Annotated in this window: 9 protein-coding genes; 7 read left to right on the forward strand and 2 right to left on the reverse strand. The window is 65.5% G+C overall.

The features are described from left to right. On the reverse strand, positions 1-1,197 hold the full coding sequence (locus OKQ63_RS24520; RefSeq protein WP_264214606.1) for a Fic family protein: 1,197 nt from the start codon (positions 1,195-1,197) through the stop codon (positions 1-3). Positions 1,198-1,850: 653 nt separating this feature from the next. Between OKQ63_RS24520 and OKQ63_RS24525 the strand changes: the two genes are divergently transcribed. From OKQ63_RS24525 to OKQ63_RS24535, 3 genes are all read left to right on the forward strand, one after another. Further along, positions 1,851-4,715, forward strand: coding sequence for a LamG-like jellyroll fold domain-containing protein (locus OKQ63_RS24525; RefSeq protein WP_264214607.1), 2,865 nt, complete (start codon positions 1,851-1,853; stop codon positions 4,713-4,715). A gap of 342 nt (positions 4,716-5,057) precedes the next feature. Next, a complete protein-coding gene (locus OKQ63_RS24530; protein ID WP_264214608.1) occupies positions 5,058-6,098 on the forward strand; it encodes an efflux RND transporter periplasmic adaptor subunit in 1,041 nt (346 codons plus the stop codon). 10 nt (positions 6,099-6,108) lie between these two features. Beyond that, entirely contained in the window at positions 6,109-9,150 is a 3,042-nt protein-coding gene (locus OKQ63_RS24535) for an efflux RND transporter permease subunit (RefSeq protein WP_264214609.1), read from the forward strand. Between the two features lie 121 nt (positions 9,151-9,271). On the opposite strand, the gene OKQ63_RS24540 is transcribed toward OKQ63_RS24535, so the two are convergent. Further along, positions 9,272-9,748 (reverse strand): MarR family winged helix-turn-helix transcriptional regulator, encoded by a 477-nt coding sequence (locus OKQ63_RS24540; RefSeq protein ID WP_264214610.1) that lies wholly within the window; start codon positions 9,746-9,748, stop codon positions 9,272-9,274. Positions 9,749-9,983: 235 nt separating this feature from the next. On the opposite strand from OKQ63_RS24540, the gene ectA reads away from it, so the two are divergent. From ectA to OKQ63_RS24560, 4 genes are all read left to right on the forward strand, one after another. Further along, complete coding sequence (ectA, locus tag OKQ63_RS24545) at positions 9,984-10,514, forward strand: diaminobutyrate acetyltransferase (protein ID WP_264214611.1); 531 nt, start codon at positions 9,984-9,986, stop codon at positions 10,512-10,514. A gap of 62 nt (positions 10,515-10,576) precedes the next feature. Beyond that, complete coding sequence (gene ectB / locus OKQ63_RS24550; protein ID WP_264214612.1) at positions 10,577-11,872, forward strand: diaminobutyrate--2-oxoglutarate transaminase; 1,296 nt, start codon at positions 10,577-10,579, stop codon at positions 11,870-11,872. Positions 11,873-11,875: 3 nt separating this feature from the next. Next, entirely contained in the window at positions 11,876-12,268 is a 393-nt protein-coding gene (locus OKQ63_RS24555; protein WP_264214613.1) for an ectoine synthase, read from the forward strand. A gap of 35 nt (positions 12,269-12,303) precedes the next feature. Continuing rightward, positions 12,304-13,740 carry an aspartate kinase gene (locus tag OKQ63_RS24560; protein WP_264214614.1) on the forward strand — a complete coding sequence of 479 codons (1,437 nt, stop codon included), beginning with the start codon at positions 12,304-12,306 and terminating at the stop codon, positions 13,738-13,740. Positions 13,741-13,826: the final 86 nt, after the last annotated feature.

Below are 13,826 nucleotides of genomic sequence, written 5' to 3' on the forward strand. Positions count from 1 at the left end.
CTATTTTTCCGGAAACAGCCCGGGCATCCAGGCGCCGGCCAGGGCGGCGGGGAAGTGCAGCTGCAACGGCGCCCGCTGGGTGGCCGATTTCAGCGCGCCGGCGGCCAGAAGCCCGGCGGTCACCTTGCGCGCCTGGCGGTCGCTGACGCCGAGCAGCCCGTGGACCTGGCCGCGTTCCAGGCTGCCGAGGCTGAGCGCTTCGCGCATCACGGTATCGGCGCCGGCCGGCAGGCGGCCCGCGCTGGTTTCCTGCCGGCACCAGGCGGTTATGCGGCCGCGCAGGGTCTGCGGCTGCATCAGCGTCTCCATGAAACGCACCTGGTCGATGCAGGTGCCGAGAAAGAAGGCGGCAAATTCCGCCAGCCGCTGCTCCGACAGGCTGCCGCGGCCGTCGGCGCCGCCGTGGCGGGGCTGGTCGGCGGCCATCAGGCGCTGCTTGTAGGCGGCTTCCTGGCGGGCCAGGCCGCGGGAGGCCGACCACAGGCCCTCGGAGGCGACGCAGCCGCGCAGCATGGCATGAGCGACCATGCGCGAGACGCGGCCGTTCAGATCGGGGAAGGGGTGGACCCAGACCAGCCGGTGATGGGCGCAGGCGGTGGCGATGATGGTGCCGTGACGGCCCTGCAGCCCGTACATCCTGCGCATATGGGCCAGCAGCCGGGGCACCGCGCCGGGACTGGGGGCGACATGTGCGCCGACTTTCACATAGCCGCTGCGGAAGGCGCCGGGCGTGATTTCTGTCCGGCTGCCGTCCGGCTGCTGCAGGCAGAGCAGGCTGGCAGGCAGGTTTTCGCAGAACCGCCGGTGGATGTCCTGCAGAACCTCCGGCTCCAGCGGGTGGCCGGGCAGCCCGTCCTCGTCGATCCATTGCTGCACGGCAATGTGGGCCACCGCTTCCAGCTGCAGGTCGCGTTTCTGCCGGTCGGTGCTGAAGTCCTGGTTCAGCGCCCGTTCGATGTCGACAGGGTGGGTGTTGTGGCCTTCGATCAGGTTCGAATAATAGCAGTTCATCGACCGCACCAGCGCGGCCAGCGGCTGGCGCAGGGCTTCGGGCAGGGCGGCGCGCAGCCCGGCGGAGGCCATTGCCAGCTCCACCGCCAGATCATTGAGCGCGGGGCGGTGTCTGGAGGCTTCCTCGGGGATCAGCGGTTCGATCAGGGTGAGTGCTTCGCCATCGTCCGGCAGCTGTGGTGCCATATGGTCTGCTCCGCTTTGGTTTCCTGGCGCTGAACGCGTGTTTGCGTGCCTGTTCGAGTTCCGTTTTATAATCCGTTTCAGGCCTGGCGGAAATGATATTGTTTCCATTTGATTCCAGCCTGTTGGCTCCCGAATGGCGCCAGAGGCTGGAAAGCCGGGGCCGTTTTCAGTTCCGGTTGGAGTTCCGTTTGAGCAGCGGCCCGGGAGGCGGCGGCCCAGGAACACACTGGCCCGGCGGTCCGCCGATTGGCGTGGCGGTGCCGGGGCATACCGGCTTTGCGTCAATAAAATTCATCGTAATAGTGGTTATGTTAAATATTGCCGGATTTCCGGTGAACGGGCTGCCGAAGCCCCGCAGTTGCCGCCCGGGCCGGTCGGCTGGCCGCAATTCTGCCGCAGGCGGCGCGGCGGCAGTGTGAAACGCCACATTCCAGGGTTTCGCGCCCGGTTTCCGCCGCATTCCTGCCGCATTTCCCCCGGCGCCGGGCCGGCCGGGTCCGGTCATTAACCTTGTTTTCAGCTTCCTGCAGCAAACGCGCAAGATCTTGCTCATGCCGGCAAAAGATTTGGATTGCCCAAATCCGGCCACGATAGACTCGTGGTTGAGCAGTACCTTTCAACCAGCAATAGCTATAGCAAGGAGAACCCTGAGCGTGGCAGGCAATGCGTTTCCGGACCCGGTCTTTTCGAAACTCAAAACCCGGCAGTATACAGGCAGCCAGGACGATCTGATCAGCATCGATCACAAGAACAGCCTGGCGCAGAAAGCGGCGACGGTGTCGCTGAGTTTCTCGCTGGACCGGCTGCCGGGCGAGAGTGCGCTGGTCTCCAAGGACGGCAGCGGCGCCGGCAATGGCGATTTCACGCTTTGGGTCAAGGATGGCACCCTGGTGCTGACCCAGTCCGGCGGCGGCGAAACGGAATATCTCAAGGTTCCGGATCTGGTGTTGTCGGCGCAGCAGACCTATCACATCTCGGTCAGCTTCGGCAAAGACGGGCTGATGATCTGGCTGGACGGCGCGCTGGCGGCGGCCGCGCCGGAGTTCAAGCAGGGCCTGGCGCAGAACGGCAATGCGCTGGTGGTCGGCGGCAGCCGGGCCTGGCGCGGCGATCAGGACGACGACGCGCATTCGCTGTTCAAGGGCACCATCGGCGATGTCCGCGTGTTCGACCGCCAGCTGGGCGAAAAGGCGCAGCTGGCGCTGGCGGCGGAGTCGGCGGCAGGCCCGGCGGCGGCGGCCGGGATGGCGGCGGCGATGGAGGATCTGGCGCCGGCATTCGGCCAGCTGCATGGTGCCAGCGAGACCTTCCTGGATATTCTTGCGGACTACGGCGTCAGCCAGCACGGCCACCTGGACCGCAGCCTCAACATGATCTCCCGCAACGGCCGCGACCATGAGATTACCGGCACCGGCGGCGATGACGGCATCGATGCGGGCGGCGGCAACGACAGGATCAGCGGCGTCGGCGGCGCCGACGTGCTGCAGGGCAATTACGGCAACGACACGCTGCTGGGCGGCAAAGGGAACGATGTGCTGGACGGCGGCCACGGCGAGGACACGCTGAAGGGCGGCAACGGCAACGACCTGCTGATCAGCCGGGCGGACGGGCGCGAGGGCGCCATCGCCTATGACCCCGGCCGCGACGAGGGCGACCCCGGGAACGAGCTGACCGACGGCAAGCTCTACCCGGACCAGCCGGTGCCGGGCGATGATCTTCTGATTGGCGGCAAGGGTGCGGATATCTTTTATTTCCAGACGCTTATCAATGCCAAGGAGCGCTATATCGAGAAGCACACCCGCGACGACGGCACCATCAACTGGCACGGGGTTGCGGGCGAAAACGACAAGCTGCACGATCATTGGGTCGACGTCATGGGCCGCGACGTGGTGCAGGATTTCAGCCGCGCCGAGGGCGACCGCATCGTCATCGAGGGCCACACCACGGAGATCGCCTCGATCACCTATGGCGACCGCAACGGCGACGGGGTGATGGACCATTCGGTGATTGCGCTCTATTCCGACCAGGGCGCAAACGGCGGCGCCCACAATGATGATCTGCTGGGCAGGATCACCGTCTACGGCGATCTGGTGAAGCGGTCCGACATCGAGCACACCTCGGCGCCGGCCTATGGCATCATCAAGAGCATCGGCGATTTGGACGAGGCCCTGGCCCCTGCGCATGCCGCCGAGAACTCCGGCAAGATCAAAATCCCGGGCTCTGCGCTGCACAAGGCCGGCAGCCTGACCCTTGCGGCGGCGGAGAGCCCGGTTTTTGCGGTGACCGGCAGCCATGACTTCAGGGCTGAGGACCGCTCGGCCTATGTGTTCGATCACGGCAAGGCGCTGAAGCTGTCCAGCGGCACCATTGCCTTCCGCTTTGCGGCCGACAGCCTGTCCAGCTACCAGAGCCTGCTGTCCAAGGACGCCTCGGACTATGGCAGCGGCGGGCATCTGTCGGTCTATCTGGATGAGACCGGCAAGCTGATCGTGCGCCTGCAGGACAGCGAAGCCTCGCATTACTTCACCGCCGCAAACGCGGTGGAAGCCGGCAAGGCGTATGATTTCAGCCTGAATTTCGGCAGCGGCGGCGTCGAGATCTACCTCAACGGGGCCAGGATTGCCTATGAGACCGGACTGGATTTCGACTGGACCAGCAACCGCGAGGCGCTGATCGCCGGTGCGTCGGGGTGGAGCAGCACGCCCGGCAGCACGGACAGGATCCACAGCTATTTCGATGGCACCATCAGCGATCTTGCGGTTTACCGCGAGGTGCTGACGGGGGAAGAGGTTTTCGGCAGCGGACCCCGCAGCGACCACGCCTATTTCGGTGGCCGGATCGACAGCTTCGAATTCAGCAGAAGCGGCGGCGCCATCGACGTCAGGAAGGACGGAACCACGGTCACGCTGGGCGCGGAGGACACGTTTGCCGCGTTCCGCGATGTCACCGTGCGGGCCATGGACATGCAGTTCGGATCCAAGGACGAGGATGAACTGCGCGGCGCCGACGGGGCGGATGTTCTGATCGGCAAAAGCGGCGATGACCGGTTGCTGGGCTATGGCAACGATGACCTGCTGCGCGGCGGCAACGGCAAGGACAGCCTTTATGGCGGCGAAGGATCCGACACGCTGTCCGGCCAGAACGATCACGACGTGCTCGCCGGCGGCAGCGGCCTGGACTACCTGTTCGGCGGTGACGGGAATGACACGATTTACGGCGAAGGCGGCAAGGATTGGCTGTATGGCGGCCTTGGAGATGACCGGCTGCAGGGACACAGCTGGAACAGCTCCGGCACCGGCAGCAAGGACCGCGCGGTCTTTGACGGCAATTTCGAGGACTACAGCTTTGAAAGCTACACCTATTTCGATTCCAACCGCGGCGCGGACATCACCCGGCTGACGGTGACGGATGCCGCCAGCGGCGGCGCCGACGGTTATTATGAAGGCCGCGACCAGCTGCTGGATATCGATCTGGTTGTGTTTGCCGACCGGACGGTGGCCTTTGACGACCTGATCTAGACGCCCGAGGGCACACACCGCTCAGGCCCCCGGACCCCAGGGACCCGGGGGCCTGAGCGGTGCCGCCTTCTTTGCGAGGCTTCCGCTGTCCCGGGCTGCTTTGCGGCCTCCGGGGGCCTGACGCTGCGGAAACGCACGGATTGTGATCTTGTTCACAGGAAAACCCGGATTAGTGCCCTATATGCGGCAAATTCCCGGCGGCCGCCCTTGGCACGGGGAAACTGGCCGCTAACACTGCCCGGCGGTGCGGCCTGCAGCGCGGCCCCCCTTGCGGGGGCTGCAGCGCCGGGCAGCAGGCTATCGAGCGGGATGGCGGGAATCCGTCCGGAAGGAGTGACATTGATGCGCTGGAACAGAACTCTTGCCCTGGTCTGGGGGCTGTGCGCCCTGCCGCTGGCCGCCGCCGCCGGGGAGGTGCTGAAACCCGTCAAGCTGCTGCAGACGTCGTCGCAGACGCTGCTGCTGAAGCGGCAGTTCTTCGGCCAGGTCGCGGCCAAGCAGACCGTTGACCTGGCGTTCCAGGTCGGCGGCCAGATCCTGAAATTCCCGGTCACCGAAGGCGGCACCGTTGCCAAGGGCGGGCTGATTGCCGAACTGGACCTGGAGCGGTTCGAGCTGCAGCTGGAGCAGGCCCGGCTGCGCAAGGCACAGGCCGACCGCACGGTGGTGCGGCTGGAAAAGCTGAGCGGCACCGTCAGCCAGGTGTCGATCGATGATGCCGAAACCGAGGCCGGGCTGGCCCGGGTCGCCCTGCGCGATGCCGAGTACGAGCTGGAGCACGCGACGCTGGCGGCGCCGTTCGAGGCGCTGGTGTCCAGCCGCGAGGTGGAGCAGTTCACCACGGTCAGCGCCGGCACGCCGATCGTGCGGCTGCACGACATGTCCGAGCTGCATATCGAGGTCGATGTGCCGGAGGTTCTGTTCCAGCAGGCGGATCGGAGCGACGCGCTGACAATTGCCGCAATCTTTCCCGGGCTGGATACCGAATATCCGATGGAAGTCCTGGAGTTCGATGCCGAGGCCAGCAGCGTGGGGCAGACCTACCGGGTGACCTTCCGGCTGTCGCCGCCCCGGGACCGGCAGATCCTGCCGGGCGCCTCGGCCACGGTGAATGTCAGCGTCGACACCGGCGATGCCGCGATCCGGGTGCCCGGCACCGCGCTGGCCGCGTCGCCCGACGGCCGGACCGGGGTGATGGTGTTTGCGCCTGCCGGAGCCGATGAGGGCACCGTCACCTGGACCGAAGTCAAGGCCGAGGCCACCCAGAACGGCGATTTCCGGATTGCCGGCGGCCTCAGCGGCGGCGAGGAGATCGTGCTGACCGGCGGCGCCGCGCTGAAGGACGGCCAGCAGGTCCGCCGCTTCACCGGTTTCGGCAACTGAGGACGGGCGGATGGACATTGCACGCGGGTCGATCAACCGGCCGCTTTACACCTGGCTCATCATGCTGGCCGCCCTGTTCGGCGGCATCTGGGGCTTTTTGAACCTGGGCCGCCTGGAAGATCCGGCCTTCACCATCAAATCCGCGGTCATCGCGACCCAGTACCCCGGCGCCAGCAGCGCCCAGGTGGCGCTGGAAGTGTCCGAGCCGCTGGAGTCCGCAATCCAGAAGATGGGCGAGGTGAAGCTGATCACCTCGGTCAACCGCCCCGGCCAGTCGCTGATCGAGGTGGAGATGCAGGACATCTATGACGGCAGCGAACTGCCCGGGATCTGGACCAAGCTGCGCGCGGAAATCCGCGATGCCGCCCGGTCCCTGCCCGACGGGGTCAGCGAGCCTTATGTGAATGACGGCTTCGGCGATGTGTTCGGCCTGTTCTATGCGGTGACTGCCGAAGGTTTCAGCGATGCCGAGAAACACGAGCTGGCGACCTTCCTGCGGCGCGAGCTGCTGACGGTGGACGGGGTGGCCGATGTGGAGATTGCCGCGCTGCCGGACGAGGCGGTGTTTGTCGAGCCGAAGATGGCGGTTGCGGTCAATCAGAACATACCGATCGAAGCAATCAGCAACGCTCTGGCCACGGCGAACTCGGTCCGCCCGGCGGGCAGCCTGGATGCGGGCCCCGCCGAGACCCGGCTGCGCCCGCCGGAAGGGTCGGACTCGGTGAGCGAGATTGCGGGCCTTACCATCGGCTCGCAGGGCGAGGTGGTCAATGTGATCGACATGGCCGACGTCCACCGCGGCCGGATCAGCGATCCGGACCTGCTGATCCGTTTTGACGGGGTCGAGGCCTTTACCCTGGGCATTGCCGGGCTGGCCACCGAGAACATCGTCGAAGTGGGCAAGAACGTCGACGCCAAGCTGGCGGCGCTGGACAGCCGGATCCCCTATGGGGTGGCGCTGAAGCCGATCTATCAGCAGCATGTGGTGGTGGAGCAGGCCTCCAACGATTTCCTGGTCAACCTGGCGATGTCGGTCAGCATCGTGGTGGTGGTGCTGGCGCTGTTCATGGGCTGGCGCGCTGCCATTGTGGTCGGCTCCACCCTGCTGCTGACGGTGGTCGGCACGCTGTTCTTCATGAACCTGTTCTCGATCGAGATGGAGCGGATTTCGCTGGGCGCGCTGATCATCGCGATGGGGATGCTGGTGGACAATGCCATCGTCGTCGCCGAGGGGATGCAGATCGCCATGCTGCGCGGCAAGACCTCGCGCGAGGCGGCGCATGATGCGGCCTCGAAGACCCAGATCCCGCTGCTGGGCGCCACGGTGATCGGCATCATGGCCTTTGCCGGCATCGGCCTCAGCCCCGATTCCGCGGGCGAGTTCCTGTTCTCGCTGTTTGCGGTGATCGCGATCTCGCTGCTGCTGAGCTGGCTGCTGGCGCTGACCGCAACGCCGCTGCTGGGGCATTACTTCTTCAAGCAGGGCAAGGCAGGCGGCAGCGAGGCCTATGGCGGCCTGCTGTTCCGCACCTATGGCACCATCCTGGGATGGGCGCTGAAGCTGCGCTGGCTGGTGGTGGCCGGGCTGGCGGCCATCACCGTGGTCTGCTTCATCGGCTTCGGGCAGGTGAAGCAGCAGTTCTTCCCGAATTCCAACACGCCGCTGTTCTTTGTCCACTACAAGCTGCCACAGGGCACCGCGATCCAGACCACCTCCGCGCATCTGAAGGTGTTCGAGGACTGGCTGGCCGCGCGTGAGGACGTGGTCTCGGTTGCCTCCTTCGCCGGCCAGGGCGCCACCCGGTTCATGCTGACCTACTCGGCCGAGAAGCCGAACCCCAGCTACGGGCATCTGATCATCCGCACCGAAACCCTGGATGCGATCCCGCCGCTGCAGGCGGATCTGGAGGCCTTCGGCCAGGCGCAGTTTCCCGAGGGCGAGTTCCGCACCAAGCGGCTGGTGTTCGGACCCGGCGGCGGCGACCCGATCCAGGTGCGCTTCTCGGGCCCCGACCCGCGCGTCCTGCGCCGGCTGGGCGAGGACGCGATCCGGCGGCTGGAAGCGGCCTCGCCCGACATCCTGACCGCCCGCCACGACTGGCGCGAGCAGGAAGCGGTGCTGAAACCGGTCTATGCCACCGACCGGGCGCAAACCGCGGGCGTGACGCGGGAGAACATCGCCGATGCGCTGCAGTTCTCCACCGACGGCCTGCAGATGGGCGTGTTCCGGGAGCGCGACCGGCAGATCCCGATCATCGTGCGCCGGGCGCCGCAGGAGCCCTACAACTTTTACGACCAGGTGGTGTTCTCCGGCGCGTCGGGCAAATTCGTGCCGCTGGAGCAGATGGTCGACGGCGTTGACGTGGTGGTCGAGAACACCCTGGTGCACCGGCGCGACCGGGTGCCGACGCTGACCGTCGGCGCCGACATCCCGCCGGAGATGACCGCCGCCTCCGTCTTTGCCGAGGTGCGAGAGACCATCGAGGCGATGGAGATCCCGCCCGGCTACATGATGGAATGGGGCGGCGAGCATGAGGATTCCGGCGATGCCAACGAGTCCCTGGGCAGGCAGCTGCCGGTCACCCTGCTGATCATGGTGCTGATCTCGGTGCTGCTGTTCAACGCGCTGCGCCAGCCGGTGATCATCTGGCTCTTGGTGCCGATGTCGGTCAATGGCGTGGTGATCGGGCTTCTGGGCACCGGCCTGCCCTTTACCTTCACGGCGCTATTGGGGCTGCTGAGCCTGTCGGGGATGCTGATCAAGAACGGCATCGTGCTGGTCGAGGAGATCGATCTGGTGCGCGGGGCCGGCAGGCCGCTGCGCGAGGCGATCGTCGAAGCCTCGGTCTCGCGTCTGCGCCCTGTCATGCTGGCGGCGGTGACCACGATCCTCGGCATGGCGCCATTGCTGACCGATGCCTTCTTTGTGTCGATGGCGGTCACCATCATGGGCGGGCTGGCCTTTGCCACGGTGCTGACGCTGGTGGCGGCGCCGGTTTTCTACCTGATCTTCTTCCGCCGGGCGGAGACCCGGGAACTGGCCGCGGCCTGACCTGGCCCCTGCCCGGCCTGCCAAAGCCCCGGCGGTTCCGCCGGGGCTTTGCCTTGCCTGCCGCTGCGCTGCGGCTGCCCCTTGCGCCGCAGGAAGACCCGCGCTGCCCGGTCTGCGCGCGCTATCCCGGCTGCCGGAAGTCACCGGAATCCAGCACCGGGGCCGCATCCAGGTCCTCGGCGTCCAGCATGGCGGCGACACGTTCCAGCGAGGCCACAAGCAGCGCCTGCTCCCAGTCCTCCAATGCCTGGAACTTGCGCACGTAGCGCTGCTGCAGCGGGTCCGGCGCGCCTTCGATTGTGCTGCGGCCCAGCCCGGTGACCACGATATTGGTCTGCCGCCGGTCGGTCTGCGATTTCTCCCGCACGGCCATGCCGCGGTTCACCAGCTTGTCCACCAGCGCCGTCACCGTCGCCTGCGAGACCCGCATCCGCTGCGAGATTTCCTTGGCCGTGGTCTGGCCGTTTTCAGCAACCACCTGCAGCACCCGGAACTGCACGGCGGTCAGGCCCGCGGATTGCGCCAGCTGGCGTCCGAACATTTCCGTGGCGCGCAGGATCTTGCGCAGGGCGATGAGGCTGCTGTCGATGCGGTCCATGAATGCTCCCAACGGCTAAGGCTGGCGGAGTCTGACAGGGGTTGTGTCAGGTTTCAATCAGTCGAATGAAATAAAATTATTTTGCCTTGCAAAAGTAATGTTTCGTCTCGGCTTCAGAAAATGTGGCGGTAAATCAGCGCTCTATGTGAAAAATGCGACATTTTGCTTCGCCTGTTGAAGTGAATCGGCCCCGGTGTTACTTAGTCATCCAAAGTAAATTGGAGGTACTCGGCAGATGCGGCATGCGCTTGAGCTTTTCGAACAACCCTTCCCGGAGCTTCGCAAACCCGAAGCCAAGGATGGCGCAGAGATCTGGGAGCTGGTGCGGAGCTGCGCGCCGCTCGACGAGAATTCGATGTATTGCAACATGATCCAGTGCGATCATTTCCGCGATACCTGCGTGCTGGCGGAACTGGACGGCAAGACGGCCGGCTGGGTGTCCGGCTATATGCTGCCCTATGACCCTGAAACGCTGTTCGTGTGGCAGGTGGCCGTCTCGGAGGACGCCCGCGGCACCGGGCTTGGCTCGCTGATGCTGCGCGAACTGATCCGGCGCGATGCCTGTGACGGCGTCAGGCGCCTGCAGACCACCATCACCAGCGGCAACGAGGCCTCCTGGTCGTTGTTCCGCCGGTTCGCCAGCTGGCAGCGCACCAAGCTGGAGGTGCAAGCCTATTACACCCAGGCGCTGCATTTCCGCGGGCATCACGAGACCGAGAACCTGGTCTCGATCAAGCTGCTGGAAGAGGCCAAGCGCGCCGCGTGACCCCCATGTGGCGCCCGCCTCTGCTGAGCAGTCTTCTTCTTCCCCCAATCAAAGGTATCTTTATGCCCTCTGACACGTCAGAACCCAGTCCTGTTGCGATTTTCAAGCGCCGGGAGTCCGAAGTGCGCAGCTATTGCCGCAGCTTCAACGCCGTTTTCAAATCCGCCGCCGGCGCCCAGCTGTGCGACGAGGACGGGAACAGCTACATCGATTTTCTGTCCGGTTGCTCATCGCTCAACTACGGGCACAACGATCCGGACATGAAGGCAGCGCTGATTGCGCATATTGCCGGCGACGGGCTGGCGCACGGGCTGGACCTGCACACCGGCGCCAAGGCGGGCTTCCTGGAGGCGTTCGAGCGCCACATCCTGAAGCCGCGCAGCATGGACCACCGGGTGATGTTCACCGGCCCGACCGGCGCCAATGCGGTTGAGGCGGCGCTGAAGCTGGCCCGCAAGGTGACCGGGCGGACCAATGTGATCGCCTTCACCAACGGTTTTCACGGCATGACCCTCGGCGCGCTGTCCGCAACCGGCAACGGCTACCACCGCGGCGCCGCAGGGGTGACGCTGAACGGCGTGACCCGGATGCCGTTCGACGGCTACTTCGGCGACGGCACGGATACCGCGGAGTACCTGGCGGCCATGCTGGCCGACAAGTCCGGCGGCATCGACGCGCCGGCGGCCATCCTGCTGGAAACCGTTCAGGGCGAGGGCGGGCTGAATGCCGCGCGGCCGGAATGGGTCCGGCGCATTGCGGAGCTGGCCAAGGCGCATGGCGCGCTGCTGATCATCGACGACATTCAGGCCGGCTGCGGCCGCTGCGGCACCTTCTTCTCCTTCGAGGAGATGGGCGTGGTGCCGGATATCGTGACCATGGCCAAGTCGGTTTCCGGTTTTGGCCTGCCGATGGCGCTGATGCTGGTGCGGGAACGGCACGACGTGTTCGGCCCGGCCGAACACAACGGCACCTTCCGCGGCAACACCCATGCGTTTGTGACCGCCCGCGTGGCGATCGAAAAATTCTGGGCGGACGATGCGTTCCAGAAGGCGCTTGCGGTGAAGGCCGATGTCCTGTCGGCGGCGCTGGCGGATGTGGCGGCCCTGATCCCGGGCGCCCGCCTGAAGGGCCGGGGGCTGATGCAGGGGGTCGATGTGGGCTCGGGCGAGCTGGCATCGCAAATCTGCGGCCGCGCCGTGGACCAGGGGCTGATCATTGAAACGTCAGGGTCCGAGGACCAGGTCGTCAAGGTGCTGGCGCCGCTGACCACGCCGGAAGAGATTTTCAACAAGGGGCTATCCATCCTGACCGACTCGGCGCGCCGCGCCATGGACGCCACCAGACAAGCCGCGGAGTAAGCCATGATTGTCAGAGATTTCAACAAGATCATCGAAACCGAACGCAACCGGGTTGTTTCGGATGCGAAATGGACCTCGGTGCGGATGCTGCTGGCCGAGGACGGGATGGGGTTTTCCTTCCACATCACCTTCCTGGAAGCGGGATCCGAGCACGAGTTCGAGTACAAGAACCATTTCGAAAGCGTCTACTGCGTCCAGGGCACCGGTTCGATCACCGATCTGGCCACCGGGCAGACCCATGTGATCGCGCCCGGCGTGATGTATGCGCTCGACAAGCATGACCGCCACATCCTGCGTGCCGAGGAGGAACTGATCATGGCCTGCGTCTTCAATCCGCCGGTGACCGGCCACGAGGTGCATCAGGACGACGGCTCCTATGCGCTGGCAGACGCCTGAACAAAGGGATCCGGGCCTGGTCCGGAGGGAAACACGTGACACATCAGAAGCATACTGTTGAGAAAATCGGCGGTACATCGATGAGCCGCCTGCGCGAGCTGCGCGATACCCTGCTGATCGGCGGCCGCCAGGACGCGGCGCTCTACCACCGCATTTTTGTTGTTTCCGCCTTTGGCGGCATCACCAATCTGCTGCTGGAGCACAAGAAATCCGGGCAGCCCGGGGTTTATGCCCTGTTCGCCAATGACGACAACGATCACGGCTGGCTGGACGCGCTGAGCATGGTCGCGGCCGGCATGGCGGATGTTCACAACGGGGTGCTCGGCAATGCTGCCGACCGGCTGATGGCGGATGAATTCGTCCGCGAAAGGATCGAGGGCGCACGGTCCTGCCTGTTTGATCTGCAGCGCCTGTGCTCCTACGGCCATTTCCGCCTGTCCGACCATATGGGCGTGACCCGGGAGCTGCTGTCGGGCCTGGGCGAGGCCCATTCGGCCTTTGTCGCGACGCTTCTGCTTCAGCGCGCCGGGGTCAATGCGCGGTTCGTTGATCTCAGCGGCTGGCGGGACGATCGGGAGTGCACGCTGCAAGAGCGCATTGCCCGCGGGCTGGACAGTGTCGATCTGGCCACCGAGCTGCCGATCGTGACCGGCTATGCGCAATGCAGCGAAGGGCTGATGCAGGAGTACGACCGGGGGTATTCCGAGGTCACATTCTCCAAGATCGCCGCCTACACCGGCGCGGCAGAGGCGATCATTCACAAGGAATTCCACCTGTCGTCGGCGGACCCGGCGCTGGTCGGCGGGGCCCACGTCAGGAAGCTGGGGCACACAAATTACGATGTGGCCGACCAGCTGTCCAACATGGGAATGGAGGCAATCCATCCGAACGCGGCCAAGACCTTGCGCCAGGCCGATATTCCGCTGCGGGTGACCAACGCCTTCGAGCCGGACGACCCGGGCACGCTGATCGATGACCAGCCGGCCGCTGTTCCCGCCGTTGAAATCGTGACCAGCCTCGACGTTGTTGCCCTGGAGCTGTTCGAACAGGATATGGTCGGCGTGAAGGGCTATGATGCCACCACGCTTGAGGTGCTGCGCAGGCACAATGTCCGCATCGTGTCCAAAAGCTCGAACGCCAATACCATAACCCACTACCTCGAAACCTCGCTGAAAACGGCCCGCCGGGTGGTGAATGAGCTGGAGCAGGCCTATCCGTCCGCGCAGGTCAGCGTGCGGGCGCTTGCCATCGTCTCGGCGATCGGGCGCGATCTGACCGGGCTTCAGGCGCTCGGCCGCGGGCTGTCGGCATTTGACCAGGCGGGGATTGACGTCATTGCCGCCCATCAGACGCCGCGCAATGTTGATATCCAGTTTGCGGTGCCCAGAAAGTCGGCTGAAGCTGCGGTCGCCGTTTTGCACGGTGCCCTGCTTGAGGACCACGGCCAGGCCAGCGAAGCCAAGGCGGCGTGAGTCGGTCCTGCGCGCGCCTTGGGCTGATGCCGCAAGCAGCGGTCCGGCCCGCCCGGCGGCGGTCCTTCGGCGCGGCCGGGGCCATT

The organism is Leisingera thetidis, assembly GCF_025857195.1.
GTDB classification, from domain to species: domain Bacteria; phylum Pseudomonadota; class Alphaproteobacteria; order Rhodobacterales; family Rhodobacteraceae; genus Leisingera; species Leisingera thetidis.

Bases quoted from the DNA above. Each gene is read 5' to 3' on its own strand.
- OKQ63_RS24520 (WP_264214606.1), bottom strand. From the start codon at position 1,197: ATGGCACCACAGCTGCCGGACGATGGCGAAGCACTCACCCTGATCGAA.
- OKQ63_RS24530 (WP_264214608.1), top strand. From the start codon at position 5,058: ATGCGCTGGAACAGAACTCTTGCCCTGGTCTGGGGGCTGTGCGCCCTG.
- OKQ63_RS24535 (WP_264214609.1), top strand. From the start codon at position 6,109: ATGGACATTGCACGCGGGTCGATCAACCGGCCGCTTTACACCTGGCTC.
- OKQ63_RS24540 (WP_264214610.1), bottom strand. From the start codon at position 9,748: ATGGACCGCATCGACAGCAGCCTCATCGCCCTGCGCAAGATCCTGCGC.
- ectA (WP_264214611.1), top strand. From the start codon at position 9,984: ATGCGGCATGCGCTTGAGCTTTTCGAACAACCCTTCCCGGAGCTTCGC.
- ectB (WP_264214612.1), top strand. From the start codon at position 10,577: ATGCCCTCTGACACGTCAGAACCCAGTCCTGTTGCGATTTTCAAGCGC.
- OKQ63_RS24555 (WP_264214613.1), top strand. From the start codon at position 11,876: ATGATTGTCAGAGATTTCAACAAGATCATCGAAACCGAACGCAACCGG.